Origin of the sequence: Streptomyces sp. NPDC005408 (assembly GCF_040606445.1) — a bacterium.
Taxonomy (GTDB): domain Bacteria; phylum Actinomycetota; class Actinomycetes; order Streptomycetales; family Streptomycetaceae; genus Streptomyces.
Genome location: NZ_JBEXEX010000004.1, coordinates 167450 through 192516, shown reverse-complemented (window position 1 = coordinate 192516; position 25067 = coordinate 167450). Strand labels below are relative to the sequence as shown.

Sequence of the window (25067 nt, the reverse complement as noted above, 5' to 3'; positions counted from 1 at the left end):
GACAGCTGTGGGACGACTCTTCGGCACGGACGGCGTGCGCGGTGTCGCCAATGCGGATCTGACGGCTGAGCTCGCGCTCGGCCTTTCGGTCGCTGCGGCGCATGTGCTCGCCGAAGCGGGGACCTTTGAAGGGCATCGGCCGACCGCCGTGGTCGGCCGTGATCCGCGAGCGTCGGGAGAGTTCCTCGAGGCCGCCGTCGTGGCGGGTCTCGCAAGCGCGGGCGTCGACGTCCTGCGCGTAGGCGTCCTGCCCACCCCCGCGGTGGCGTATCTCACCGGCTCCCTCGGGGCCGACCTCGGCGTGATGCTCTCCGCGAGCCACAACGCCATGCCGGACAACGGCATCAAGTTCTTCGCGCGCGGCGGACACAAGCTCGCCGACAAGCTCGAGGACCGTATCGAGACGGTCTACGAGCAGCACCGCACCGGCGAGCCGTGGGAGCGGCCCACCGGCGCCGGCGTGGGCCGGGTCACCGACTACGACGAGGGCTTCGACAAGTACGTCGCCCATCTGATCGCCGTGCTGCCGAACCGGCTCGACGGGCTCAAGGTCGTCCTCGACGAGGCGCACGGTGCGGCCTCCCGCGTCTCGCCCGAGGCCTTCGCACGGGCCGGGGCCGAGGTCATCACCATCGGTGCCGAGCCCAACGGTCTGAACATCAACGACGGCTGTGGGTCCACGCACCTCGGCCTGTTGAAGGCCGCCGTCATCGAGCACGGCGCCGACTTCGGCATCGCGCACGACGGTGACGCCGACCGCTGCCTGGCCGTCGACGGCGCGGGCGAGGAAGTCGACGGGGACCAGATTCTTGCCGTGCTCGCCCTGGCGATGCGCGAGGCCGGGACGCTGCGCAAGGACACCGTCGTCGCCACCGTCATGTCCAACCTCGGCTTCAAGCTGGCGATGGAGCGCGAGGGCGTACACCTGGTGCAGACCGCGGTCGGCGACCGGTACGTACTGGAGTCGATGAAGGCCGAGGGGTACGCCCTGGGCGGCGAGCAGTCCGGGCACGTCATCGTGCTCGACCACGCGACCACCGGCGACGGCACGCTCACCGGACTGATGCTGGCGGCCCGTGTCGTCGCGACCGGCCGTTCGCTGGCCGAACTGGCCTCGGTCATGGACCGGCTGCCGCAGGTCCTCATCAATGTGCCGGACGTGGACAAGTCCCGCGTGAACACCTCGCCGGAGCTGGCGAACGCCGTCGCCGAGGCCGAGCGCGAGCTGGGTGCCACCGGCCGCGTACTGCTGCGTCCTTCGGGCACGGAGCCGCTCGTACGCGTCATGGTCGAGGCCGCGGACATCGAGCAGGCGCGCTCGGTTGCGGGCCGCCTCGCGGACGCGGTCAAGTCGGCGCTCGGCTGACCTGCTCAGTAGCCGGAGGGGCTTGAGTTCTCAAGCCCCTCCGGACTTCGCCGCCGTACGCTCCCGCTGCTTCGCCCACAGGACCTTCTGGACGAGGAGCGTCAGCGTGCCGGCCAGCACAATGCCCAGCAGATTCAGCAGCAGTTGCTCGGTCGAGCCCCAGGCCTGCTTGTACTCGTGATAGCTGAAGGCCACCGCCGCGTTCGCCGCCGCCGGAACCGTCGTGACCGAGATCGCCACGCCCACCAGCGCTCCCGACTTCGCCGAGGTCAGCGAGAGCATGCCCGCCGAGCCCGCGAGCACCGCGACCACGAACGAGAACGCGTCGGGGCGGTAGATGAAGTTGGTGTTGGGGCGTTCGGCGTCCAGTTTCACCACTTCGAAGAGGTTCACCCAGTCCATGAAGTAGGTGAACGCCACCGTCACCAGCATGGACACCGCGAAGCCCACGATCAGCGCCACGAACGAGCGCCACGCAAGGCGCGGGGCTCGCTGGACCAGGGCCGTGCAGAAGCCCGCCAGCGGGCCGAACTCCGGGCCCACCGCCATCGCGCCCACGATCAGGATCGCGTTGTCGAGCACCACACCGCACGCCGCGATCATCGTCGCCAGCGTCAGGAAGGCGATGTAGGTGACCGAGAGCGTCGACTCCTCGTGGGTCGCCTCCGTCAGGTGCTCCCACAGCACCGCGTCCGCGCCCTCGCCCGGAGCCTCGGCCTCCGCCTTGTCGGCGCGCCGGGACAGCGACAGGTCGATGTTCTCGACGGCGATCGAGCCGGACTCGTCGATACCGAGCGCCCGCAGACCGCCGATCAGCTCGTCGCCCGCCTCGCGCGCCACGTCGCACATCACCAGGTCGCCCTGGGGATTGCGGGCGGCGCCCGGCACGACCGCGAGATGTGTCGTGCCGACGGTCCTCTCGATCAGGCGGACGACGTCGGCCGTCCGGTCGGCGGGGGTGATCAGGCGCAGATGCAGCACGCGCGCGGCTCCTCAGAGTTTGCGCAGAGACAGGCGCTGGACCTTGTGGTCGGGGCCCTTGCGGAGCACCAGCGTGGCTCGGCCGCGCGTCGGCGCCACATTCTCCAGCAGGTTGGGCTTGTTGATGGTCCGCCACATCGTACGGGCGTAGTCCAGGGCCTCCTCCTCGGAGACCTGGGTGTACTTCCTGAAGTACGAGAAGGGGTTCTGGAAGGCCGTCTCGCGCAGCTTGCGGAAGCGGTTGAGGTACCAGGTCTCGATGTCCTCTGGGCGCGCGTCGACGTACACACTGAAGTCGAAGTAGTCGGCGAGGCCGACGCGGGTGCGGCCGTCCTTGCCGGGCAGGGCGGGCTGCAGGACATTGAGGCCCTCGACGATCAGGATGTCGGGGCGGCGGACCGTGAGGCGCTCGTCCGGGACGATGTCGTAGATCAGGTGGGAGTAGACCGGTGCGGTGACCTCGTCCTTGCCAGCCTTGATGTCGGCGACGAAACGTGTCAGGGCGCGGCGGTCGTACGACTCGGGGAAGCCCTTGCGCGACATCAGGCCCCGGGACTCCAGCTCCTTCATCGGGAGCAGGAAGCCGTCGGTGGTGACCAGCTCGACCCGCGGATGCTCCGGCCAGCGGGCCAGCATCGCCTGGAGGACACGGGCGACGGTGGACTTGCCGACCGCGACGGAGCCGGCGACTCCTATGACGAAGGGGGTGCCGCGCTGTTCGCCGTGGCCGTTGCCCGCGTCGCCCAGGAAGGTGTTGAGCGCGCCCCGCAGACCGGCCGTGGCCTGTACGTACAGATTGAGCAGCCGGGACAGCGGCAGGTAGACGTCCCGTACCTCGTCCAGGTCGATGACATCGCCCAGACCGCGCAGCCGCTCGACCTCGTCGGCGGTGAGGGGGAGCGGGGTTTTGTCGCGCAGGGCGCTCCACTCCGCGCGGGTGAGGTCGACATACGGGGTCGACGCAGGCTCTGCCCGGCGGTGGGCGCTTCGTGGCGGCGAAGAGATCACCTGAACATTGTCGTGGCTCGGGCCGATGAGTGGGGGGTGGAGTCGGTCACGTGGGGCCGGGGGCACGCGCGCGTGGGGGTCGCTCCCTGCTGACGGCATGGCCGGGAATCCGGGTGCGCGGTCGTAGGCTGCCGACATGTGCGGAATCGTGGGTTACGTCGGCGGACAGTCGGCGCTTGATGTGGTCATCGCGGGCCTCAAGCGGCTCGAGTACCGGGGCTACGACTCGGCCGGTGTGGCGGTACTCGCCGACGGCGGGCTTGCCGCGGCGAAGAAGGCGGGCAAGCTCGTCAATCTGGAGAAGGAGCTGGTGAGCCGGCCGCTGCCGAGCGGCTCCACCGGCATCGGGCACACCCGGTGGGCCACGCACGGCGGGCCGACCGACGCCAATGCCCATCCCCATCTGGACAACGCGGGACGCGTCGCCGTCGTGCACAACGGGATCATCGAGAACTTCGCCGCCCTGCGGGCAGAGTTGACCGAACGCGGGCACGAGCTGGCGTCGGAGACCGACACCGAGGTCGTCGCGCATCTGCTCGCCGAGTCCTTCTCGTCCTGCGGCGACCTGGCCGAGTCGATGCGCCAGGTGTGCCGGCAGCTTCAGGGCGCCTTCACGCTGGTCGCCGTGCACGCGGACGAGCCGGACGTGGTGGTCGGCGCGCGGCGCAACTCCCCGCTGGTGGTCGGCGTCGGCGAGGGCGAGTCCTTCCTCGCCTCCGATGTGGCCGCCTTCATCGCGTACACGCGCTCGGCCATCGAGCTGGGGCAGGACCAGGTGGTGGAGCTGCGCCGGGACGGTGTGACGGTCACCGACTTCGATGGGGCGCCGGCGCAGGTGCGCTCGTACCACGTGGACTGGGACGCGTCGGCCGCCGAGAAGGGCGGTTACGACTACTTCATGCTCAAGGAGATCGCCGAGCAGCCGAAGGCGGTCGCCGACACCCTGCTGGGACGGATCGACGCGGAGGGCCACCTCAGCCTCGACGAGGTGCGGATCCCGGTGTCGGTGCTGCGCGAGGCGAACAAGATCGTCATCGTGGCCTGCGGCACCGCCTTCCACGCGGCGATGATCGCCAAGTACGCCATCGAGCACTGGACGCGAATCCCCTGCGAGGTGGAGCTGGCGAGCGAGTTCCGATACCGGGACCCGATCCTGGACCAGCGGACGCTGGTGATCGCGATCTCGCAGTCCGGCGAGACGATGGACACCCTGATGGCGCTGCGGCACGCGCGCGAGCAGGGCGCGAAGGTGCTGGCCGTATGCAATACGAACGGTTCGACGATCCCGCGGGAGTCGGACGCGGTGCTGTACACGCACGCGGGTCCGGAGGTCGCGGTCGCCTCCACGAAGGCGTTTCTGACGCAGCTGGTGGCCTGCTATCTGCTGGCGCTGTATCTGGGCCAGGTCCGCGGCACCAAGTGGGGCGACGAGATCGGCGCCGTCATCAGGGACCTGGCCAAGATCTCGGGCGAGGTCGAGCGGGTCCTGGAGACGATGGAGCCCGTACGGGAGCTGGCACGCTCGCTCGCGGACAAGAACACCGTGCTGTTCCTGGGGCGCCATGTGGGCTATCCGGTGGCGCTGGAGGGCGCGCTCAAGCTCAAGGAGCTCGCGTACATGCACGCGGAGGGCTTCGCGGCGGGCGAGCTCAAACACGGTCCGATCGCGCTGATCGAGGAGGATCTGCCGGTGGTGGTCGTGGTGCCGTCGCCGCGCGGGCGCTCGGTGCTCCACGACAAGATCGTCTCCAATATCCAGGAGATCCGGGCGCGGGGTGCGCGGACGATCGTGATCGCGGAGGAGGGGGACGAGACGGTCGTGCCGTACGCGGACCATCTCATCCGGATTCCGGCGACGCCGACGCTGCTGCAGCCGCTGGTGGCGACCGTGCCGCTGCAGGTCTTCGCCTGCGAGCTGGCGACGGCGCGCGGCAACGAGGTCGACCAGCCGCGCAACCTCGCGAAGTCTGTCACCGTCGAATGATCATCGGGGTGGGCATCGACGTCGCAGAGATCGACCGGTTCGCCGCATCCATGCGGCGTACGCCCGGAATGGCCGAACGGGTCTTCCTGGAGCGGGAGTTGTTGCTCCCCAGCGGCGAACAGCGAGGCTATGCCTCCCTCGCGGCACGGTTCGCCGCGAAGGAGGCCGTCGCCAAGGCACTCGGCGCACCCGGCGGACTCCACTGGACGGACGCAGAGGTGTACGTCGAGGACAGCGGGCAGCCGCGGCTGCGGGTGCGCGGGACTGTGGCGGCCCGAGCCGCCGAGCTCGGTGTGCGCTCTTGGCATGTGTCGCTCAGTCACGACGCGGGGGTGGCGTCGGCAGTGGTGATCGCGGAGGGTTGACCGTATGCGTACCGCTTACAGCGTCGAGACCGTACGGGCCGCCGAGGCCGAGCTGATGGCGCGCCTGCCGCAGGGCGCCCTCATGCAACGCGCGGCCGCCGGACTGGCCGCCGCCTGCGCCGATCTGCTGGGGCGGGTGTACGGAGCCAGAATCGTGCTGCTCGTCGGCAGCGGGGACAACGGCGGCGACGCGCTGTACGCGGGGGCGCGCCTTGCCCGGCGCGGGGCCGGCGTCTCGGCCGTGCTGCTCGGCTCGCGCGCCCACGAGGGCGGCCTCGCGGCGCTGCTCGCAGCTGGCGGACGGGTCGCGGAAGACCCCTTCGAGGTGCTGGCCTTCACCGATCTGGTGCTGGACGGCGTTACCGGGATCGGTGGCCACGGCGGGCTGCGCCCGGACGCGGTGCCGGTGGTCCGGGCCGCGCGCGGGTCCAACGCGGCGGTTGTCGCCGTCGATCTGCCGAGCGGCGTCGAGGCGGACAGCGGAGAGGTGCTCGGCGAGGCGCTGCACGCCGACGCGACGGTGACGTTCGGCACGTACAAGCCGGGGCTGCTGATCGATCCGGCACGGGAGTACGCCGGGACGGTACGGCTCGTCGGTATCGGTCTTGAGGACCATCTGCCGTCCGTGCCCGATGTCGAGGCGCTCCAACACGCGGATGTGGCACAGCTGTTGCCGGTGCCTGCCGCGGAAAGCGACAAATATCGGCGGGGTGTGGTCGGCCTCGTCGCCGGGTCGGCGCGCTACCCGGGCGCGGCCGTGCTCGCGGTCGCGGGCGGGCTGCGCGGCGGGGCGGGAGCCGTGCGGTACGTCGGGCCCGCGGCCGATGCCGTGATCGCCCGGTTCCCGGAGGCCCTGGTGCACGCCGGGCCGCCGTCGAAGGCGGGGCGGGTGCAGGCGTGGGTCGTCGGGCCGGGGCTCGGCGACGGGAGCGCCGCGGTGGACGCGGTACAGGACGTGCTGGACTCCGACGTTCCGGTGCTGGTCGACGCGGACGGGCTGCGGCTGCTGGGCGCCGCGACGGTACGGGGCAGGAGCGCGCCCACGCTGCTGACGCCGCACGCGGGCGAGGCGGCCGCGCTGCTGGGCGTACCGCGCGAGGAGGTCGAGTCCGCGCGGCTCGCCTCCGTACGGGAACTGGCCGCGCGCTACGGGGCGACGGTGCTGCTCAAGGGCTCGACCACCCTGGTCGCCGCCCCGGACGGCGGCCGGTCCCCGGTCCGGGTGAACCCGATGGGCACACCCTGGCTGGCGACGGCGGGCAGCGGCGACGTCCTCTCGGGCCTCGCGGGGTCGCTGCTGGCCGCGGGGCTCGACGCGCGGGACGCGGGGTCCGTGGCGGCGTATCTGCACGGCCTGGCGGCCCGGCACGCGGCGTCGGAGGGGACGCCGATCACGTCGTACGAGGTGGCGGAGGCGCTGCCGTACGCGTGGCGCGACGTACGAGCCTGAGCCCGGTTCGGGAACGGGCGGGGCGGGGAAGGGCCCGCCACCGGGCGGCACGCCGTGAGCAACCGCACAACTGTTGTACGAGCACTGTCGTACGGCTCTGAGACACTTGGGCGCGATGAGCCAGACACCACCCCTGAGAGCCCGTGCCGAGATCGACCTCGCGGCCCTGCGCGCCAACGTGCGCGCGCTTCGTGCCCGCGCGCCCCGTGCTGCCCTGATGGCCGTGGTGAAGTCGGACGCGTACGGACACGGGATGGTGCCCTGCGCGAAGGCAGCGCTCCAGGCGGGCGCCACGTGGCTCGGCACCGCCACGCCCCACGAGGCCCTCGCCCTGCGCGCGGCGGGCATCCAGGGGCGCGTCATGTGCTGGCTGTGGACCCCCGGTGGGCCCTGGCACGAGGCCATCGAGGCCGATCTCGACATGTCCGTGAGCGGCCTGTGGGCCCTTCGGGAGGTCACCGCCGCGGCCCGCGAGGTCGGGCGCCCGGCCAGGATCCAGCTCAAGGCCGACACCGGCCTCGGGCGCAACGGCTGCCAGCCCGCCGACTGGCCCGAGCTCGTGGCCGAAGCGCTCGCCGCCGAGGCCGAGGGCACGGTCAAGGTCACCGGCCTCTGGTCGCACTTTGCCTGCGCCGACGAGCCTGGGCACCCCTCGATCACCGCCCAGCTGGAGGTGTTCCGCGAGCTGGTGGCGTACGCCGAGAAGGAGGGCATCGAGCCCGAGGTCCGGCACATCGCCAACTCCCCGGCGACGCTGACCCTTCCGGAGACGCACTTCGATCTCGTCCGGACCGGCATCGCCATATACGGCGTCTCGCCCAGCCCCGAGCTGGGCACGCCCGCGGGCTTCGGGCTGCGGCCCGTGATGACGCTCGCCGCATCCGTGGCCCTGGTCAAGCAGGTCCCGGCGGGGCACGGCGTCAGCTATGGGCATCACTACGTCACCGCGGACGAGACCACGCTCGGCCTCGTCCCCATCGGCTACGCGGACGGTATTCCGCGACACGCCTCGGGCCGGGGACCCGTTCTGGTCGGCGGAAAGTGGCGCAGGGTCGCGGGCCGGGTCGCCATGGACCAGTTCGTCGTCGACCTCGGCCCGGACGGCGGGGCGGTCGCCGAGGGCGCGGAAGCGCTCCTGTTCGGCCCGGGCGACCGGGGCGAGCCGACCGCCGAGGACTGGGCCCAGGCGGCGGGCACCATCGCGTACGAGATCGTCACCCGCATCGGAACGAGGGTTCCGCGCGTCTACCTGAACGAGGACTCCGACGAGTAGGAGCGGCACGGTGAGCGAGACCAGCACGGGGGACGTCGTGGCGGCCGCAGTGACGGCCGCCACCACGGGCAACTGGCGCAAGGCGGGCATCGCCGGCGCCGCGATAGGTGTGATCGCCGCGGGCGCGGCCGCGGGCGTCGCGATCGAGCGCCTCACGGTCGGCCGCGGCATGCGCCAGAAGGCCAGGCTCGCGCTGGACGCCTCGGGGCCGTACGGCTCCCTGCGCGGCCTGCCGGGCAAGGCGGTCGCCGACGACAGCACGCAGCTGTACTACGAGGCGGACGAGGTCGACCCGGAGGCGGGCGCCCCCCGCCGCCGCAGGCTCTTCGGCCGCAAGGTGCCCGCACCGGTCACCGTCGTCTTCAGCCATGGCTACTGTCTGAGCCAGGACTCCTGGCACTTCCAGCGCGCCGCCCTGCGCGGCCTGGTGCGCACGGTGCACTGGGACCAGCGCAGCCACGGCCGCTCGGCAAGAGGCGCATCCCAGTCGGGCCCGGACGGCGTGCCGGTCTCCATCGACCAGCTGGGCCGTGACCTGAAGGCGGTCATCGACGCGGCGGCGCCCGACGGTCCGCTGGTGCTGGTCGGCCACTCCATGGGCGGCATGACGATCATGGCGCTCGCCGACCAGTTCCCCGAGCTCGTACGGGACAGGGTCGTCGGGGTCGCCTTCGTCGGCACCTCGTCCGGGCAGCTCGGCGAGGTCAACTACGGGCTGCCGGTCGCGGGCGTGAACGCCGTACGGCGGGTGCTGCCCGGCGTGCTCAAGGCGCTCGGCTCGCAGGCCGAACTGGTCGAACGGGGCCGCCGGGCCACCGCCGATCTCTTCGCGGGCCTCATCAAGCGGTATTCGTTCTCGTCCAAGGACGTGGACCCGGCGGTCGCGCGGTTCGCGGAACGGCTCATCGAGTCGACCCCGATCGATGTGGTCGCGGAGTTCTACCCGGCCTTCGTCGAGCACGACAAGGCCGCGGCGCTGGAGATCTTCCAGGAGGTCCCGGTACTCGTCCTGGCCGGTGACAAGGATCTGGTGACGCCGAGCTCGCACAGCGAGGCGATCGCGGACCTGCTGCCGGACTCGGAGCTGGTGATCGTGCCGGACGGCGGTCATCTGGTGATGCTGGAGCATCCGGAGGTCGTCACCGACCGGCTCGCGGACCTGCTGGCCCGGGTCGGCGCGGTCCCGGCACCGGCTAACGTTGGCCCGTATGGAAGCACCGCACAGCCCGGCGGCTGAGTCTGCCGCCCGTCTCCCCGTCGAGTCCCCCGAGCAGATGCAGGAGTTGGGGCGCAGCATCGCGAAACTGCTGCGCCCCGGTGACCTGGTGATGCTCACCGGCGAGCTCGGCGCGGGCAAGACGACGCTGACCCGGGGCCTCGGCGAAGGCCTCGGGGTCCGCGGCGCCGTCACATCCCCGACCTTCGTCATCGCCCGCGTCCACCCCTCGCTGACCGGCGGCCCGGCCCTGGTCCATGTGGACGCATACCGCCTGGGCGGCGGTCTCGACGAGATGGAGGACCTCGATCTCGATGTCTCGTTGCCCGAGTCGGTGGTGGTCGTGGAGTGGGGCGACGGCAAGGTCGAGGACCTCTCGGAGGACCGCCTGCATGTGCTGATCCACCGGGTCGTCGGTGATACGGAGGACGAGCGGCGCGAGGTCACCCTGACGGGCTTCGGCCCGCGCTGGGCCCCGGTCGATCTGGCGCTGCTGGCCAGCTGAGCGCCACGCCGGGGCACTGAGGGTTGGTCGTTCCGACAAGACGTCGGCAAAATGTTGCGCGGGCCGTGCCGGGCGTGGTCACATGGTAGTGAGAGCTGGTTAGGTCTACCTAACCACGCCTGCCCCCGGAGCCCCAGGAGGCATCCATGTCGGCATCCGAGCGCGAGTCCCAGCCGCGGCAGCAGCAGTCGGCGCCGTCGGCGCCCGTGTCACCGTCGGGCCTGTCGATGCGTGATCTGCTGGCGTCGTGTGCCGCGGCGAGCGCGGTCTCCACCCCGCCCCGCGACGAGCGCCTCGCCGGGGAGCGTGAACCGCGCCGCGACGCGGCGTAGTCCGTTCGGGTTAGGGACACCGGCTTACGGTTCGGCTCACCGGACGGGACGAGGACGAGGACTTACGGGACGACGACGACCTTCGAGCCGATCGTCGCGAACTTCCACATCGCGTCGCCGTCCGCCCGCTTCATCCGTACGCCGCCGGTCTTCATCTCCGGGTCGGGGCTGGCCATCGACCCGTTCACCGCGGCGCTGAAACCGATCGCCACATCGTCGACGCTCGCGAACCGCACCACATGCTCGATCCGCACCCCGTCCGAGCCGGGTACGGTCCCGGAGCGCGAGGTGACGGTGTACGCACCGGGCGCCGGACCGACCGTAGACGGCATGACCTCGAACGTCCGCTCCGGCTTGCCGTTCTGGCCCACGAGCCATACGCGCCGCTCGCCGAGCCCGTACACCACGCGCACGCCCTTGCCCGATCTCGCGGGCAGCGCCAGCGGGTTCTTGGGCTTCTGGCCGGGGCCGCCCGAAGCCTGCGACGAGGGGACCGTACTGTGGCTCGCCGGCCTGCCGAGCTGATCGGGGGCGCTCGCCGACGCCTGGTAGGCGAGGAATGCGACGACGGCGAGAGCCGCCGCCGTGAGCCCGGCCACGAGACCCGAGCTGCTCCGTGCCACCGTGCCCACCTTTCTGATGTACGTATCCGTGGTGACGGTAGCAGCAGCCGCATGCTCCTACGGGGCACCGTGCCCCGGCCGCCGGAGCCGTAGGCTGTTTGCGTGCTCCTGCTTGCCGTTGATACCGCTACGCCCGCCGTCACCGCCGCTCTCCACGACGGCACCTCCGTCGTCGCCGAGTCCTCTCGCGTCGACGCGAGACGCCACGGGGAGCTGCTGCTGCCCGCCGTCGACCGCGTCCTCGCCGAGGCCGGGGTGAAACTCGACGCCGTCACCGCCGTGGTGGCCGGGGTCGGCCCCGGTCCGTACACCGGACTGCGGGTCGGTCTGGTGACGGCCACGACCTTCGGCTCGGCGCTGGGGGTGCCGGTGTACGGGCTGTGCACGCTGGACGGGCTCGCGTACGCCTCCGGTCTGGAGGAGCCGTTCGTGGTGGCGACGGACGCGCGCCGCAAAGAGGTGTACTGGGCGCGGTACGAGTCCGCGCGCGGCCGCGTTGGCGAGCCGTCCGTCGACCGGCCCGCCGACATCGCCGAGCAGGTCGCGGGCCTGCCCGCCGTCGGCGCCGGTGCGCTCATCTACCCGGAGACCTTCCCGGACGCCCGGGAGCCGGAGCATGTCTCGGCTGGGGCGCTGGCCTCGCTGGCCGCCGAGAAGCTGGCCGCCGGTGAAGAGTTCCTGCCGCCGCTGCCGCTGTATCTGCGCAGGCCCGACGCCCAGGTGCCGAAGAACTACAAGGTGGTCACACCCCAGTGACCGTCACCGTCACCGCTGTGCTGCGTGAGATGCGCTGGTGGGACCTGGAGCCGGTGCTCGCGCTGGAGCATGTGCTCTTCCCGGAGGACGCCTGGTCGGCCGGGATGTTCTGGTCCGAGCTCGCCCATGCGCGTGGCCCGCAGGCCACCCGCCGCTATGTGGTGGCCGAGGCGGAGGGGAAGATCGTCGGTTACGCGGGCCTCGCTGCGGCGGGCGGCCTCGGTGACGTACAGACCATTGCCGTCGCCCGCGACCAGTGGGGCACCGGGCTCGGGGCCCGGCTCCTGACCGATCTCCTGCAGCACGCCACCGCCTTCGAGTGCGACGAGGTGCTCCTCGAAGTGCGCGTGGACAACACCAGGGCCCAGAAGCTGTACGAACGCTTCGGCTTCGAGCCCATCGGATTCCGCCGCGGCTACTACCAGCCGGGCAATGTCGACGCCCTCGTCATGCGGCTCCACGTACAAGGAACAGAGACTTAACAGATGGCTGACGAACCGCTCGTACTGGGCATCGAGACCTCCTGCGACGAGACCGGCGTCGGCATCGTCCGCGGCACGACCCTGCTCGCGGACGCCGTCGCCTCCAGCGTGGACACGCACGCCCGCTTCGGCGGCGTGGTGCCCGAGATCGCTTCGCGCGCGCATCTGGAGGCGATGGTGCCGACCATCGAGCGCGCCCTGAAGGAGGCCGGCGTCTCGGCGCGCGACCTCGACGGCATCGCGGTGACGGCAGGGCCGGGGCTCGCGGGTGCGCTGCTGGTCGGCGTATCGGCGGCGAAGGCGTACGCGTACGCGCTGAACAAGCCGCTCTACGGCGTGAACCACCTGGCCTCGCACATCTGCGTCGACCAGCTGGAGCACGGGCCGCTGCCCGAGCCGACGATGGCGCTGCTGGTGAGCGGTGGCCATTCGTCCCTGCTGCTCGCGCCCGACATCACGTCGGACGTACGGCCGCTCGGCGCGACGATCGACGACGCCGCGGGCGAGGCCTTCGACAAGATCGCGCGGGTGCTCGACCTCGGCTTCCCCGGCGGACCTGTGATCGACCGTCTCGCGAAGGAGGGCGACCCGGCGGCGATCGCGTTCCCGCGCGGACTCACCGGCTCGCGCGACGCGGCGTACAACTTCTCCTTCTCGGGACTCAAGACCTCCGTCGCCCGCTGGATCGAGGCCAAGCGGGCCGCGGGCGAGGAGGTGCCCGTACGCGATGTGGCGGCGTCCTTCCAGGAGGCGGTCGTCGACGTGCTGACCCGCAAGGCCGTACGCGCCTGTCAGGACGAGGGCGTGGACCACCTGATGATCGGCGGGGGAGTGGCCGCGAACTCGCGGCTGCGGGCGCTCGCCGAGGAGCGGTGCGGGCGGGCCGGGATCCGGCTGCGGGTGCCGCGGCCGAAGCTGTGCACGGACAACGGCGCGATGGTCGCGGCGCTGGGCGCGGAGATGGTGGCGCGGGGCAGGCCGGCCTCGGATCTGGAACTGTCGGCGGACTCCTCGCTGCCGGTGACGGACCCGCACGTGCCCGGTCACAGCCACGACCATGTGCACGAGGTCAGCAAGGAGAACCTGTACAAGTGACCGTCGCCCTGATGTGGGAGGCCCGGGCCGTCCAGGGCCGGGGTGGTGAACTGCTGGAGTGGGCGCGGGCGCAGGAGCTGGCACGCGAGCCGCTGCGCCGGGAGACGTTCCGGGCCCCGGGGGACCGGGTGCTGGTGATCACCTGGTGGGACGCGGACGACGTGGCCGCGGAACTGCCGGAACTGCCGGAGCCCGCGCCGGACTTGATCACGAGGGCGGTCCACCGCTGGCGCTTCGAATCGGTGGAGACTCAGCCGTAGCGCTGCGCTGCCGGGCCCGTACCGGACCGTAGCGGTGGCCGCCCGGAAAGTTTCTCGGAAGAATTCCCGGGAGGCTGTCGATCCGGCCGTCTCCCTTTCGACATAGGGGTGAGAGGCGGGGAAGAGCCCGGCCTTCCGACCCGAGGAGTCACCATGCCGCGCTACCTGACGATGGTCCGTATCGACGAGCAGAACGCCCCGGCGGAGGGCCCCAGCCCCGAGCTCATGCAGCGCATGGGCGCGCTGATCGAGGAGATGACCAAGGCCGGAGTCCTGCTGGACACGGCCGGGCTCACCCCGACCTCCGAGGGCACCCGGGTGACCTGGTCCGACGGGAAGCTGACCGTCACCGACGGGCCCTTCACCGAGAGCAAGGAAGTCGTCGGCGGCTACGCCATCCTCCAGGCCAAGGACAAGGCCGAGGTCCTCGAGTGGACCAAGCGCTTCCTGCAGGTTCACGAGGAGCACTGGACCGTCACCTCCGAGGTTCGCGAGATCGCCGAGGGCTGAGGGTGTCCGGCGGATCATGCCGGGCTGCCTGATCCGCCGGACACCTGTCGAGCGGCCCGTCGCTGCTTGCCCGCCATCCCCGCGGCTGCTCTGATGGGTGGCCGTGACGGCAGCAAGCGCGGTTGAGGCGGTATTCAGGATCGAGTCGGCGCGGATCATCGCCGGTGTCACCCGCATCGTGCGGGACGTGGGCATCGCCGAGGAGCTCGCGCAGGACGCTCTGGTCGCCGCGCTGGAGCAGTGGCCGGAGTCGGGTGTCCCGGAGAAGCCGGGAGCCTGGCTCATGGCCACGGCCAAACACCGGGCGATCGATCTTGTACGCCGTAAGGAGACGTACGCCCGCAAGCTGGCCGAGGTCGGGCGGGACCTGGAGGACGTACAGCCGCCGCCCGAGCCGTCCGACGCCGACGACATCGACGACGACCTGCTGCGGCTGATGTTCACCGCCTGCCATCCGGTGCTCAGCACCGAGGCACGGATCGCGCTCACGCTGCGGCTGCTGGGCGGTCTGACGACCGAGGAGATCGCCAGGGCCTTCCTGGCCGCGGAGCCGACGGTGGCCCAGCGCATCGTCCGCGCCAAGCGCACCCTCGCCAAGGCGGGCGTCCCCTTCGAGGTGCCGTACGGCCCCGAGCGTGCCGCACGCCTGTCGTCGGTGCTCGAAGTCATCTACCTCGTCTTCAACGAGGGCTACGCCGCGACCGCCGGCGACGACTGGGTGCGCCCCGCGCTGTGCGAGGACGCGCTGCGGCTCGGCCGGGTGCTGGCGGGCCTGATGCCGAAGGAGCCCGAAGTCCACGGTCTGGTCGCGCTGTTGGAGATCCAGGCCTCGCGCACGGCGGCCAGGACCACTCCCGACGGCGCGCCGGTGCTGCTCGCCGACCAGAACCCGACGCGCTGGAACCAGATGCTGATCCGGCGCGGCTTCGCGGCGCTCGGACGCGCGAACGCGACGAGCGGGGGCGGCGCCCCCGGCCCGTACGCCCTCCAGGCGGCGATCGCCGCCTGCCACGCCCAGGCCGTGCGCTACGAAGAGACGGACTGGTCGGCCATCGCCACCCTGTACGGCCGTCTCGCGGTGCTCACACCGTCCCCGGTCGTCGACCTGAACCGCGCGGTCGCGATCTCGATGGCGGAAGGACCGGAGGCGGGCCTGGCCCTGGTGGATGCACTGGCGGCGGAACCGGCGCTGAAGGAGTACCACCTGCTGCCGAGCGTGCGCGGCGATCTGCTGGCGCGGCTGGGGCGCGGGGCGGAGGCGCGGGCGGAGTTCGAGCGTGCGGCGTCGCTGACGCGCAACGAGCGGGAGAGGGAACTACTGCTGAAGCGGGCTCAGGAGTCGGGCCGATCCGGCCGATCCGGCTGACCCCTGGTGATCATCGCTCCGATACGGTCGGGGAGTTGACGCCCCTGCACCGTGAAGGACCCGCATGCCCAGCCCCACGCTCCCGCCGCCTCCGCCGCCCGAACCGATACGGGCCTGGCCCGACCGTGAGTCGCTGCTCGCCGACCGGGCCAGGGCGATGGACGAGTTGAGCCGCCTGAGCATGGGGGCGTCGCGACTGGTGCTGCTGTGGCTGACGGCGGCGGGCTTCGCGGTGGGATGGGGTCTGGTCGGCGGGGCGTTGAAGATCTTCGAAGAACAACCCGACGTAGTGAGCGCCATGTTCGGAGTGATTCTTGCGTGCATGGGTGCCGGGTTCCTGCTGCCGACCGGGATCGTGGTCGGCCTGGGTATGCGCCGCGACAAGACCGTACGCGCACGGCTCCTCCAGTGGTCGTCCCTCGACAGCGACCCGAGAACCGACGCCCGCTTCCGCGCGCCGGGCCTGAGCCTGTGCTGGTTCGTACCGTCGTTCCTGCTGTGCGCACTGGGCCTGTGGCTGTCCATCGTGACCCCGGCGGACGCGCAGCCCGGCCGTGAGACCTACACCCAGGTCGCGGTGATGATGGGGCTGGGCCTGATCCTGTGGCTGACGGGCCTGCTCGGCATCACGAAGGCGGTGAGCCACTACCGGTGGGCGGTGCGGCTGTTGCCGTCATCCGCGGCGTAGTCGACCTGCCGGCAGTCGCGCCCGCGAGGCTGCAGCCCCTTACGCAGGCCGCCCCACCAGCATCGTCGGTGCCCCCGCCACCCTCGTCAGGAACACCGTCGCCGCATTCGGCCCCTGCGGCTTCACCTTGCGCCGCAGCTCCTCCGGTTCCACCGCCGAGCCGCGCTTCTTCACCGTCAGTACGCCGACTTCGCGTTCTCGCAGCAGTGCCTTCAACTTCTTCAGATTGAAGGGGAGTTCATCGGTGATCTCGTACGCGGTCGCGTACGGCGTCGGGCGGAGCTCGTCCGCCGTGATGTACGCGATCGTCTCGTCGATCAGTCCGCCGTTCAGCTGCTGGGCGGCCTCGGCGACCAGATGCGCGCGGATGACGGCGCCGTCCGGCTCGTACAGATAGCGGCCGACCTTCCTGACCTCCGGGTCCGGCAGGCCGCGGCCGGTGAGGGAGTGCGGGCCCGGCAGGAGGGTCGCGCCGATCGTGGACGGGCGTGTGCCGAACCAGAGCACCGCTTCCTTCACGTCGCCGCCGTCCGAGACCCACTCCGCCTCGGCGTCCTCGGGGATCGCCTCGTGCGGGATGCCGGGGGCGATCTTGAGCGCTGAGTGCGGGCGGGTGCGGGCCGCGCCGATCGCCCAGGACAGGGGCGGGGAGTACGCCTCGGGGTCGAAGATGCGGCCGCGCCCGCCCCGTCGGGCCGGGTCCACGAACACGGCGTCGTACCCGGTCGTGTCGATCTCCGTGACGTCCGCGCACCGGACTTCGATCAGCTCGGACAGCCCCAGCGCCGCGGCGTTCGCCCGTACGACCTCTGCCGTCAGCGGGTCCCGGTCCACCGCCAGCACCGAGATGCCCTCCCTGGCGAGCGCGATCGCGTCGCCGCCGATGCCGCTGCACAGGTCCGCCACGCTGCTCACGCCAAGAGCGGCGAAGCGCCCGGCGCGGTACGTGGCGACGGAGCGGCGGGTCGCCTGCTCGACGCCGTGCGGTGTGAAGAACATCCGCCGTGCGTCCTCGGGCCCGAATTTCGCGACTGCCCGCTGTCGCAGCCGGGCCTGTCCGAGGGCCGCCGAGACCAGTTCCGCCGGGTGCTCGCGGCGCAGTCGGGTGGCCGTGGCCAGCTCCTTCGCCGGGTCGTAGGCAACCAGGGAGTCGAGCAGCGTCCGCCCCTCCTCGGTGAGCAGTGCGGCGAAGGAGGCGAGGGGATCGAGGTCGTTCACCCGGCCCATTGTGGGCCAGGTGGGGGATGGTTCGCCCGCGGTGGCGGTGTCGGCCGGGCGGTACGGATTCGTGCTGACAAGATCCAGCGCCATGCAGCTAGTGCGACAAAACGAGAATAGACACGCAAAGCGGGGCCGGATGGTCCTGGCTGTGCTCCTGGTCGCCGCCATCGGCTCCGGCTGTGCGGCCGAATCCTCGGACGCCCCCGGCGGCTCGAGGCCCGCCCCCGGCCAACAGGCGAAGCAGCAGGCCGGCCCGGCCGGCGCGCTCTCCGCGTATGTGCAGAAGGTCAAGCGCGCCCAGGCCGCACGGGCCGTCGCCGCCAAGAAGTGGGGCCTGGCCAAGACCCCGCTCGCAGCCCCTCAGCCGCCCGCCGTCAAGCCGAAGATCACCACCCGCAAGGGCTTCGAGGTCGACGGCGGCGAGTCCTTGCCACCGGTCTTCACGACCGTGCCGGTGAAAGAGAAGATTGTCTTCCTGACGATCGATGACGGCGCGCAGAAGGACCCCGCCCTTCTGCGCATGATGAGCGATCTTCGGATCCCGTACAGCGCCTTCCTCAGCGACTACCTGATCAGCGACAACTACGGCTACTTCAAGCAGATGCAGGACCTCGGCGTCTCGCTGCACAACCACACCCTCAACCACCGCTACATGCCGGGTCTTTCGTACGCCCAGCAGAAGCACGAGATCTGCGACCAGCAGACCAAGCTGGAGAAGCGGTTCGGAAAGAGGCCCCGGCTCTTCCGCCCGCCGTACGGCAACTACAACGGGGACACGCTTCGCATCGCCCGGTCGTGCGGAATCAAGGCCGTGCCCCTGTGGGCCGCCGAGGCGTTTCCCGATCACATGGAGTGGCGGGAGTGGGACCGGGATCTGCACCCCGGCGACATCATCCTCACCCACTTCCGTGGCCGCGAGGACTGGAAGGGCACCATGCCCGACATGATCCGGCGGGTGATGAAGACGGTCACCGACAAGGGCTACGCCGTGGCAAAGCTGGAGGACTACGTATGAGGCAGGCGCACCGGCTGCTGGCCGGACTGCTGGCGGCCGGTGCGCTTCTCGCCGCGGGGTGCGCCCAGTCGGTCGACCCGATCGAGCGCCTCGGGCGCAAGGCCGCCCGGCAGGTCACCCCCGGCGCGGGTGCGCCAGGATCCGCGGTGCACAAGCGGTGGGGGCTGGCCGGGCCGCTCGCCCACGCGCCCGAGCCGCCCGCTCACCGGCTCTCGGCGGCGTATGTCGTGGACCGCGTGCCCACCCGCGACAAGGTCGTGTTCCTCGCCTTCGACGAGGGCGCGGCGCGCGATCCGCGGTTTGTGAGGATGACCGGCGAACTGAAGCTGTCCGTCAGCCTGTTCCGCGCGGAAGGGCGGCCCAATTTGCCCACGCTCTCGTACGAGAGACAGCACGCCGAGATCTGCGGGCAGCGCCTGAGCCGCCTGTTCCACCCGCCGCACGGCGCGTACAACGCGGACACGCTGCGGGCGGCGGCCGACTGCGGGATCCGCGCGGTGGTGCTCGGCCGGGAGTTCCGCGACTACGCGCAGGGCGAACGGCTGCGGCCCGGCGACATCGTCCGCGCGGACGCGAGCGCGACGGCGCCGCTGCTGCGCCGTATCCAGGAGCAGGGGTACGCGGTGGGGCGCCTGGAGGACTACGTCTGAGCTCGCGCTGCCTGCCAGGCGTGGGGTCGGACATACGGTCGTACGGAACCCTCGCGGTCGGGAGGACGTTGCCGTACCGGGATCAAGGCAGTTGTCCGTACCGAGACCGAACCGCCGCGCGCCGGTGAATTGGCACTCCGCTTGACCGAGTGCTAATCGCAGTCATAGTCTCGGGTCTGGCACTCCCCACTGGAGAGTGCCAACACAGCGACGGGCAGGTCCGGCACCCGCGACGACGGATCCACCTGGTCGCCACCCCAGACAGTTAACCCCGTGAGATCTCCGAAGGGGGAGGTCGGATCGTGACGACCGCCAGCTCCAAGGTTGCCATCAAGCCGCTCGAGGACCGCATTGTGGTCCAGCCGCTCGACGCCGAGCAGACCACGGCCTCTGGCCTGGTCATCCCGGACACCGCGAAGGAGAAGCCCCAGGAGGGCGTCGTCCTTGCCGTGGGCCCGGGCCGCTTCGAGAACGGCGAGCGTCTTCCGCTCGACGTCAAGACCGGCGACGTCGTGCTGTACAGCAAGTACGGCGGCACCGAGGTGAAGTACAACGGCGAGGAGTACCTCGTCCTCTCGGCTCGCGACGTGCTCGCGATCGTCGAGAAGTAATTCACCCACGTTTTTGATCTGCGCCCCTGGCCCCCGCACTGATGTAGCCGGGTGGTCAGGGGCGCAGTTCGTTTGAGAGGACAGAGAAGCTCCCATGGCGAAGATCCTGAAGTTCGACGAGGACGCCCGTCGCGCCCTCGAGCGCGGCGTCAACAAGCTTGCCGACACGGTCAAGGTGACGATCGGCCCCCGCGGCCGCAACGTCGTCATCGACAAGAAGTTCGGCGCCCCCACCATCACCAACGACGGTGTCACCATCGCCCGCGAGGTCGAGCTCGACGACCCGTACGAGAACCTGGGCGCCCAGCTGGTGAAGGAGGTGGCGACCAAGACCAACGACATCGCTGGTGACGGCACCACCACCGCCACCGTGCTGGCCCAGGCGCTGGTCCGCGAGGGCCTGCGCAACGTCGCCGCCGGTGCCTCCCCCGCCGCCCTGAAGAAGGGCATCGACGCCGCGGTCAAGGCCGTCTCCGACGAGCTGCTCGCGACCGCCCGCCCGATCGAGGACAAGGCCGACATCGCCGCTGTCGCCGCGCTCTCCGCGCAGGACCAGCAGGTCGGCCAGCTCATCGCCGAGGCGATGGACAAGGTCGGCAAGGACGGTGTCATCACCGTCGAGGAGTCCAACGCCTTCGGCCTGGAGCTCGACTTCACCGAGGGCATGGCCTTCGACAAGGGCTACCTGTCCCCCTACATGGTGAGCGACCAGGAGCGTATGGAGGCCGTCCTCGACGACCCGTACATCCTGATCAACCAGGGCAAGATCTCCTCGATCCAGGACCTGCTGCCCCTCCTCGAGAAGGTCATCCAAGCCGGTGGCTCCAAGCCGCTCCTGATCATCGCCGAGGACGTCGAGGGCGAGGCCCTCTCCACCCTGGTCGTGAACAAGATCCGTGGCACCTTCAACGCCGTGGCCGTCAAGGCCCCCGGCTTCGGTGACCGCCGCAAGGCGATGCTTCAGGACATGGCCACCCTCACCGGTGCCACCGTCATCGCCGAGGAGGTCGGCCTCAAGCTCGACCAGGCCGGTCTTGACGTGCTGGGCAGCGCCCGCCGCGTGACCGTCTCCAAGGACGACACCACCATCGTCGAGGGTGGCGGCAAGCACGAGGACGTCGTCGGCCGTATCAACCAGATCAAGGCCGAGATCGAGTCCACGGACTCCGACTGGGACCGCGAGAAGCTCCAGGAGCGCCTCGCGAAGCTGGCCGGCGGCGTGTGCGTGATCAAGGTCGGCGCCGCCACCGAGGTGGAGCTGAAGGAGAAGAAGCACCGTCTCGAGGACGCCATCTCCGCGACCCGCGCCGCGGTCGAGGAGGGCATCGTCTCCGGTGGTGGCTCCGCGCTCGTCCACGCCTCCAAGGTGCTCGAGGGCGGCCTGGGCAAGGACGGCGACGAGGCCACCGGTGTCGCGGTCGTCCGCCGCGCCGTCGTCGAGCCGCTGCGCTGGATCGCCGAGAACGCCGGCCTTGAGGGCTACGTCATCACCGCCAAGGTGGCGGAGCTCGAGGCGGGCCAGGGCTTCAACGCCGCGACCGGCGAGTACGGCGACCTGGTGAAGGCCGGCGTCATCGACCCGGTCAAGGTCACGCGCTCCGCGCTGGAGAACGCCGCGTCCATCGCCTCGCTGCTGCTCACGACCGAGACCCTGGTCGTCGAGAAGCCGGCCGAGGAGGAGGCCGACGCGGGTCACGGCCACGGCCACAGCCACTGACCTCTGAAGTCTGACGTCTGATTCGTACGACGTGTGAAGGCCCCCGTTTCCCGCCACTGGCGGGAAGCAGGGGCCTTTCCGTTTGGGCCGGGTGGTCCTCAGCCGACGGCGCCGAGCTGGCGCATCAGGCCCATAAGGTCCTCGTGCCACCAGCCTTCCTGGATCTTGTCGTTCTTGAACCGGAAGATCGTGGTGCCGGTCATCGTGCACTGCCTGCCCGTGGGCGCGATGCCCATGAACTCGCCCTTGTGGGTGCCGGTCCAGGTCCACAGGGTCACGACGTCGTCGCCCTCGCAGATCTGCCGGTCGAGGTCGAAGGTGAAGTCGAAGGCGGCCCGCCAGCCGGTGACATCGCGGCGGATGCCGTCGGACCCGACCACGGTCTCCTCTTCCTTGGCGATGTCGTGGTCGGCGTAGTCGGCCGCGAACAGCTCGTCGATGGCGTCGAGGTTGCCCCCGACGGCGACCTCGTGGAAGAACCGGCGGGAAGTTGCCTGGTTCAACTGCTCGTCGCGGACCACATCGAGGTCGGTGAAGGTGGGCATGCCGTCGCAGAGCGCCACCATCTCCTGGAAGATCCGGTCGGTCTCCGGAAGCTTGGAGTTCGCCATCGCTTCTTCGTACGAAGGAAATTCGACGATCTCGACGAGGTGGGACCCATCGGTGCGGTCCTTGCCGATGAGGCTGTGGGTGGCAGTCCGCCTGCCCTTGGTCTGTTCGACCCACTTGTCCATGAGCCGGTCCATCTCGTCGAACCGCTCGGTCTTACAGTCGATTATTTGTACGAATTTCATGGCGTCTCCCGATTCCACGGCCTAGGTGGGGATACGTCCAGTTTAGTGAGATTTGAGAAATATGCGGGCTCAGGCGGAGTGATTCAGGGCTGCCGAATGCACGGGGTCCGCGAAAGGCAGTCCGGCCGCGAACCTCTCCAGTTCGTCGAGGGACAGATCCGTGAGGCGATGCAGTTCATTGCCCAGTGAGCCTGCGATGTGCGGGGTCAGCAGGACGTTCGGCAGGGTGTACAACGGCGAGTCGGCGGGCGGGACTTCGGGGTCGGTGACGTCAAGTACGGCATGAAGTCGGCCCGATACGAGCTCCGCCAGCAGCGCCGTCTCGTCGATCAGGGAGCCGCGCGCGGTGTTGATCACGGTCGTCCCGTCCGGCATCAGCGCGAGCCGGCGCGCGTCGAGCATATGGCGGGTGGCCGGGAGCTGCGGGGCATGGACCGTGACGATGCCGCTGCGGCCGCAGAGCTCGTCGAGCTCGGCGGGAACGACGCCCAGTCCAGCCGCCTCTGCGGCGCTGACATACGGGTCGTAGAGCAGGACGTCCACGTCGAAGGGACGCAGCAGCTCGATGACGCGACGGCCGATCCGGGATGCTCCGACAATACCGACGGTGCGGCGGTAGTTGCCCGCGCCGGCGAGTTCACGCCGCCAGTCGTAGTCGGTGCGCAGCTTCTCGTAGCGCTGTGCCGAGCGCAGGACATGTTTGCCCGCGAAGAGGATCGCGGCGAGCGTGTACTCGGCCACGGGCAGGGCGTTGGCGGCTGCGGCCGAGGTCACCGCGATGCCCCGCTCCCAGCAGGCGTCGGTGATGTGGTGCTTGACGGAGCCGGCGGCGTGCACGACCGCGCGCAGGCGGGGTGCCCTGTCGAGGATTTCGGCGGTGAGCGGGGTGGCGCCCCAGCAGGTGAACAGGACGTCGGCCTCGGCAAGGGCGGCGGCTACGGCGGGCGTGGCGGCGGCCAGGTCGTGGGCGATCAGACGCGGATCGGTGCGGGCGAGCGTGGCGAGGCGGTCGCGGTGGCGGTCGGCGAACAGGCGCTCGGCGATGCCGGGGCCCATGGCGAGCAGGACGGCAGGGCGATTGTCAGTGGCGTGGTGCATGGTGGAACTCGAGCTCCTCGTATGTCGCTTGAGGTCACTGGGCGCGCGGCCGGCGGAGGTCACTTGACGCTGCCGGCGGTCAGGCCTGCCTTCCAGTGCCGTTGCAGGGAGACGAAGGCGACGATCAGGGGGATGACGGCGAGAAGGGAGCCGGTGACGACGAGCGGATAGAAGTCGGGCTCGGCGTGGGTGTTGCTGTTCCACGCGTACAGACCGAGGCTCAGCGGGAAGAGCTTCTGGTCCGAGAGCATCACGAGAGGGAGAAAGAAATTGTTCCAGATTGTCGTGAACTGGAAGAGGAAAACGGTGACAAAACCCGGCATGACCATGCGCAGTCCGATGGACCAGAAAGTGCGCAGCTCGCCGGCCCCGTCGATGCGGGCCGCCTCCAGCGCCTCGTTCGGTATATAGCCCGCGCTGAAGACGCGCGCGAGATAGACGCCGAAGGGGTTGACGAGTACGGGGATGAAGACGGCCCAGTAGGTGTTGGCGATGCCGGTCTTGCTGGCGAGCAGATACATGGGAAGCGCGAGCGCGGTGGTCGGCACCAGCACCCCCACCAGGACCAGGCCGAAGAGCTTCTCCTTGCCCCGGAATTCGTACTTGTCGAAGGCGTAGCCCGCGGCGACGCTGATCAGCGCGCAGACGAGCGCGCCGCAGCCCGCGTAGAGAAGGCTGTTGAGGTACCAGCGGAAGTAGATCCCGTCGCTGTACGAGGTGAGCCGGGAGAGCCGCCGTAGTAGCTCGCGTCGAAGGCCTTCTTGGCGGCCGGGCGCAGTTCGTAGGTGGCCGGGAAGGCGCTTGAGGTACCGGAGGCGATGCGCGCCGTGATGCCGTCCTCGGTGGTGGCCATCCAGGTGGCGAACTCCACCGCGGCCTCGGTCTTCTTGCTGCCCTTGGTCACGGCGTAGGTCGAGCCGCCGAGCATGCCGCTGGCGGGCTTACCGTCCCAGGACGGCATCGGGCGACGGCCCACTTGCCGCTCTGCTCGGGCAGGGTGCCCTTGAGGACGCCCGCGCCCCAGGAGGCGCCGAGGTAGCCGATGGTGCCGCCGCTCTTGAGGGAGTTGGTCCACTCGGGCGTGAAGGAGGGTGCGTTGCGGATCAGATCGTCGTCGAGCAGGCCCTGCCAGTAGCCGGCGACCTTGTTGGTGGCGGCGTCGGCGGTGCTGACCTTCCACGTCTCGTCCTCGGCCTTGAACCACTGGGCGCCGGCCTGCCAGGCCATCGCCTCGAACGAGGTCGGGTCGTCGGGGAAGAAGGTGGCGATACGGGCCTTGGCATCGGCCTTCTTGACCTTGGCGGCGGCCGCGCGGAACTCGTCCCAGGTCTTCGGCACGGTGACGCCGTACTTGGTGAAGAGGTCCTTGCGGTAGTAGAAGGCCTGGGGAGCGGCGTCGAAGGGGAGCGCCCAGTTCTTGCCGCCGAGGGTGGTCAGCTCCACCGCCTGCGGCAGCATCTTGCTCTTGATGTCGTCGGTGACGTACTTGCTGATGTCCTGGAGCGAGCCCGAGCTGACGAATTCGGGGAGCGAGGGGTACTCGATGGAGACCAGGTCGGGGGCGTTGCCCGCCTTCACGGCGTTGGAGATCTTGGCGTAGCCGCCGGCGTTGCCGGAGGGGATCTCCTCGAACTTCACCCGGATGTTCTTGTGCGACGCGTTGAAGGCGTCCACGACTTCCTTGGAACCCTTGGTCCATCC

At 70.3% G+C, this 25067-nt stretch carries 25 protein-coding genes and 2 pseudogenes; 19 read left to right on the top strand and 8 right to left on the bottom strand.

Annotated features, from left to right (window positions below; all coding sequences use genetic code 11):
- Window positions 1-7 precede the first annotated feature (7 nt).
- Window positions 8-1366 carry a phosphoglucosamine mutase gene (glmM, locus tag ABZS64_RS06240; protein ID WP_355823858.1) on the top strand — a complete coding sequence of 453 codons (1359 nt, stop codon included), beginning with the start codon at window positions 8-10 and terminating at the stop codon, window positions 1364-1366.
- 30 nt (window positions 1367-1396) lie between these two features.
- Here glmM and ABZS64_RS06235 read toward each other — a convergent pair whose 3' ends face one another.
- Entirely contained in the window at window positions 1397-2347 is a 951-nt protein-coding gene (locus tag ABZS64_RS06235) for a DUF389 domain-containing protein (RefSeq protein WP_355823856.1), read from the bottom strand.
- 12 nt (window positions 2348-2359) lie between these two features.
- Window positions 2360-3355, bottom strand: coding sequence for a type I pantothenate kinase (gene coaA, locus ABZS64_RS06230; protein WP_355823853.1), 996 nt, complete (start codon window positions 3353-3355; stop codon window positions 2360-2362).
- 136 nt (window positions 3356-3491) lie between these two features.
- On the opposite strand from coaA, the gene glmS reads away from it, so the two are divergent.
- The 7 genes from glmS (at window position 3492) to ABZS64_RS06195 (ending at window position 10480) form a co-directional block, all read left to right on the top strand.
- Window positions 3492-5339 (top strand): glutamine--fructose-6-phosphate transaminase (isomerizing), encoded by a 1848-nt coding sequence (glmS, locus tag ABZS64_RS06225; protein WP_355823851.1) that lies wholly within the window; start codon window positions 3492-3494, stop codon window positions 5337-5339.
- The gene (locus tag ABZS64_RS06220) at window positions 5336-5704 is read left to right on the top strand and encodes a holo-ACP synthase (RefSeq protein WP_355823849.1); all 369 of its coding nucleotides are present in this window, start codon (window positions 5336-5338) and stop codon (window positions 5702-5704) included. Before glmS ends, ABZS64_RS06220 begins: the two co-directional genes overlap by 4 nt.
- Before the next feature lie 4 nt (window positions 5705-5708).
- The gene (locus ABZS64_RS06215; RefSeq protein WP_355823846.1) at window positions 5709-7154 is read left to right on the top strand and encodes an NAD(P)H-hydrate dehydratase; all 1446 of its coding nucleotides are present in this window, start codon (window positions 5709-5711) and stop codon (window positions 7152-7154) included.
- Window positions 7155-7269: 115 nt separating this feature from the next.
- Window positions 7270-8427: an alanine racemase gene (gene alr, locus ABZS64_RS06210; protein ID WP_355823844.1), complete on the top strand. Its 1158-nt coding sequence runs from the start codon at window positions 7270-7272 to the stop codon at window positions 8425-8427.
- A gap of 10 nt (window positions 8428-8437) precedes the next feature.
- Window positions 8438-9664 (top strand): alpha/beta hydrolase, encoded by a 1227-nt coding sequence (locus ABZS64_RS06205; protein ID WP_355823842.1) that lies wholly within the window; start codon window positions 8438-8440, stop codon window positions 9662-9664.
- Window positions 9636-10148, top strand: a complete 513-nt coding sequence (gene tsaE / locus ABZS64_RS06200; protein WP_355823839.1) for a tRNA (adenosine(37)-N6)-threonylcarbamoyltransferase complex ATPase subunit type 1 TsaE — start codon at window positions 9636-9638, stop codon at window positions 10146-10148. The genes ABZS64_RS06205 and tsaE overlap by 29 nt, the downstream gene beginning before the upstream one ends.
- Before the next feature lie 146 nt (window positions 10149-10294).
- A complete protein-coding gene (locus ABZS64_RS06195; RefSeq protein ID WP_355823837.1) occupies window positions 10295-10480 on the top strand; it encodes a hypothetical protein in 186 nt (61 codons plus the stop codon).
- 62 nt (window positions 10481-10542) lie between these two features.
- Here ABZS64_RS06195 and ABZS64_RS06190 read toward each other — a convergent pair whose 3' ends face one another.
- Window positions 10543-11103, bottom strand: a complete 561-nt coding sequence (locus ABZS64_RS06190; RefSeq protein WP_355823834.1) for a hypothetical protein — start codon at window positions 11101-11103, stop codon at window positions 10543-10545.
- Between the two features lie 102 nt (window positions 11104-11205).
- Between ABZS64_RS06190 and tsaB the strand changes: the two genes are divergently transcribed.
- The 7 genes from tsaB to ABZS64_RS06155 all read left to right on the top strand — a co-directional run bounded on the left by tsaB (window position 11206) and on the right by ABZS64_RS06155 (window position 16260).
- Window positions 11206-11859, top strand: coding sequence for a tRNA (adenosine(37)-N6)-threonylcarbamoyltransferase complex dimerization subunit type 1 TsaB (tsaB, locus tag ABZS64_RS06185; RefSeq protein WP_355823831.1), 654 nt, complete (start codon window positions 11206-11208; stop codon window positions 11857-11859).
- A gap of 29 nt (window positions 11860-11888) precedes the next feature.
- The gene (rimI, locus tag ABZS64_RS06180) at window positions 11889-12341 is read left to right on the top strand and encodes a ribosomal protein S18-alanine N-acetyltransferase (protein WP_355824121.1); all 453 of its coding nucleotides are present in this window, start codon (window positions 11889-11891) and stop codon (window positions 12339-12341) included.
- Window positions 12342-12344: 3 nt separating this feature from the next.
- Complete coding sequence (gene tsaD, locus ABZS64_RS06175; RefSeq protein WP_355823829.1) at window positions 12345-13436, top strand: tRNA (adenosine(37)-N6)-threonylcarbamoyltransferase complex transferase subunit TsaD; 1092 nt, start codon at window positions 12345-12347, stop codon at window positions 13434-13436.
- Window positions 13433-13696 carry a hypothetical protein gene (locus ABZS64_RS06170; protein WP_355823826.1) on the top strand — a complete coding sequence of 88 codons (264 nt, stop codon included), beginning with the start codon at window positions 13433-13435 and terminating at the stop codon, window positions 13694-13696. Before tsaD ends, ABZS64_RS06170 begins: the two co-directional genes overlap by 4 nt.
- A gap of 153 nt (window positions 13697-13849) precedes the next feature.
- Window positions 13850-14206 (top strand): YciI family protein, encoded by a 357-nt coding sequence (locus tag ABZS64_RS06165; RefSeq protein WP_355823824.1) that lies wholly within the window; start codon window positions 13850-13852, stop codon window positions 14204-14206.
- 103 nt (window positions 14207-14309) lie between these two features.
- A complete protein-coding gene (locus ABZS64_RS06160) occupies window positions 14310-15572 on the top strand; it encodes an RNA polymerase sigma factor (RefSeq protein WP_355823821.1) in 1263 nt (420 codons plus the stop codon).
- Window positions 15573-15636: 64 nt separating this feature from the next.
- Complete coding sequence (locus ABZS64_RS06155; protein WP_355823819.1) at window positions 15637-16260, top strand: hypothetical protein; 624 nt, start codon at window positions 15637-15639, stop codon at window positions 16258-16260.
- A 39-nt stretch (window positions 16261-16299) separates the two neighbouring features.
- Here ABZS64_RS06155 and ABZS64_RS06150 read toward each other — a convergent pair whose 3' ends face one another.
- Entirely contained in the window at window positions 16300-17487 is a 1188-nt protein-coding gene (locus tag ABZS64_RS06150; protein WP_355824118.1) for an SAM-dependent methyltransferase, read from the bottom strand.
- A gap of 82 nt (window positions 17488-17569) precedes the next feature.
- Here ABZS64_RS06150 and ABZS64_RS06145 point away from each other — a divergent pair, with 82 nt between their 5' ends.
- The 4 genes from ABZS64_RS06145 to groL all read left to right on the top strand — a co-directional run bounded on the left by ABZS64_RS06145 (window position 17570) and on the right by groL (window position 21474).
- Entirely contained in the window at window positions 17570-18496 is a 927-nt protein-coding gene (locus tag ABZS64_RS06145; RefSeq protein WP_355823816.1) for a polysaccharide deacetylase family protein, read from the top strand.
- A complete protein-coding gene (locus ABZS64_RS06140) occupies window positions 18493-19146 on the top strand; it encodes a polysaccharide deacetylase family protein (RefSeq protein ID WP_355823813.1) in 654 nt (217 codons plus the stop codon). The genes ABZS64_RS06145 and ABZS64_RS06140 overlap by 4 nt, the downstream gene beginning before the upstream one ends.
- A 302-nt stretch (window positions 19147-19448) precedes the next feature.
- Entirely contained in the window at window positions 19449-19757 is a 309-nt protein-coding gene (groES, locus tag ABZS64_RS06135) for a co-chaperone GroES (RefSeq protein WP_266486653.1), read from the top strand.
- A 94-nt stretch (window positions 19758-19851) separates the two neighbouring features.
- A complete protein-coding gene (gene groL / locus ABZS64_RS06130) occupies window positions 19852-21474 on the top strand; it encodes a chaperonin GroEL (protein WP_355823811.1) in 1623 nt (540 codons plus the stop codon).
- Between the two features lie 98 nt (window positions 21475-21572).
- Here groL and ABZS64_RS06125 read toward each other — a convergent pair whose 3' ends face one another.
- The 4 genes and pseudogenes from ABZS64_RS06125 to ABZS64_RS06110 form a co-directional block, all read right to left on the bottom strand.
- The gene (locus ABZS64_RS06125; RefSeq protein ID WP_355823808.1) at window positions 21573-22268 is read right to left on the bottom strand and encodes an ester cyclase; all 696 of its coding nucleotides are present in this window, start codon (window positions 22266-22268) and stop codon (window positions 21573-21575) included.
- A 69-nt stretch (window positions 22269-22337) separates the two neighbouring features.
- On the bottom strand, window positions 22338-23366 hold the full coding sequence (locus tag ABZS64_RS06120) for a hydroxyacid dehydrogenase (RefSeq protein WP_355823805.1): 1029 nt from the start codon (window positions 23364-23366) through the stop codon (window positions 22338-22340).
- A 59-nt stretch (window positions 23367-23425) separates the two neighbouring features.
- Window positions 23426-24097: pseudogene (locus ABZS64_RS06115) on the bottom strand (carbohydrate ABC transporter permease); the annotation flags it as partial.
- A pseudogene (locus tag ABZS64_RS06110) lies at window positions 24001-25004 on the bottom strand (extracellular solute-binding protein). The pseudogenes ABZS64_RS06115 and ABZS64_RS06110, both read right to left, overlap by 97 nt.
- Window positions 25005-25067 lie beyond the last annotated feature (63 nt).

Coding starts and splice junctions, on each gene's coding strand:
- ABZS64_RS06155 (WP_355823819.1), top strand. CDS start 15,637: ATGCCCAGCCCCACGCTCCCGCCGCCTCCGCCGCCCGAACCGATACGG.
- ABZS64_RS06120 (WP_355823805.1), bottom strand. CDS start 23,366: ATGCACCACGCCACTGACAATCGCCCTGCCGTCCTGCTCGCCATGGGC.
- ABZS64_RS06140 (WP_355823813.1), top strand. CDS start 18,493: ATGAGGCAGGCGCACCGGCTGCTGGCCGGACTGCTGGCGGCCGGTGCG.
- groL (WP_355823811.1), top strand. CDS start 19,852: ATGGCGAAGATCCTGAAGTTCGACGAGGACGCCCGTCGCGCCCTCGAG.
- ABZS64_RS06220 (WP_355823849.1), top strand. CDS start 5,336: ATGATCATCGGGGTGGGCATCGACGTCGCAGAGATCGACCGGTTCGCC.
- ABZS64_RS06215 (WP_355823846.1), top strand. CDS start 5,709: ATGCGTACCGCTTACAGCGTCGAGACCGTACGGGCCGCCGAGGCCGAG.
- tsaD (WP_355823829.1), top strand. CDS start 12,345: ATGGCTGACGAACCGCTCGTACTGGGCATCGAGACCTCCTGCGACGAG.
- ABZS64_RS06145 (WP_355823816.1), top strand. CDS start 17,570: ATGCAGCTAGTGCGACAAAACGAGAATAGACACGCAAAGCGGGGCCGG.
- ABZS64_RS06195 (WP_355823837.1), top strand. CDS start 10,295: ATGTCGGCATCCGAGCGCGAGTCCCAGCCGCGGCAGCAGCAGTCGGCG.
- tsaE (WP_355823839.1), top strand. CDS start 9,636: ATGGAAGCACCGCACAGCCCGGCGGCTGAGTCTGCCGCCCGTCTCCCC.
- ABZS64_RS06125 (WP_355823808.1), bottom strand. CDS start 22,268: ATGAAATTCGTACAAATAATCGACTGTAAGACCGAGCGGTTCGACGAG.
- ABZS64_RS06165 (WP_355823824.1), top strand. CDS start 13,850: ATGCCGCGCTACCTGACGATGGTCCGTATCGACGAGCAGAACGCCCCG.
- ABZS64_RS06150 (WP_355824118.1), bottom strand. CDS start 17,487: ATGGGCCGGGTGAACGACCTCGATCCCCTCGCCTCCTTCGCCGCACTG.
- glmS (WP_355823851.1), top strand. CDS start 3,492: ATGTGCGGAATCGTGGGTTACGTCGGCGGACAGTCGGCGCTTGATGTG.
- alr (WP_355823844.1), top strand. CDS start 7,270: ATGAGCCAGACACCACCCCTGAGAGCCCGTGCCGAGATCGACCTCGCG.
- rimI (WP_355824121.1), top strand. CDS start 11,889: ATGCGCTGGTGGGACCTGGAGCCGGTGCTCGCGCTGGAGCATGTGCTC.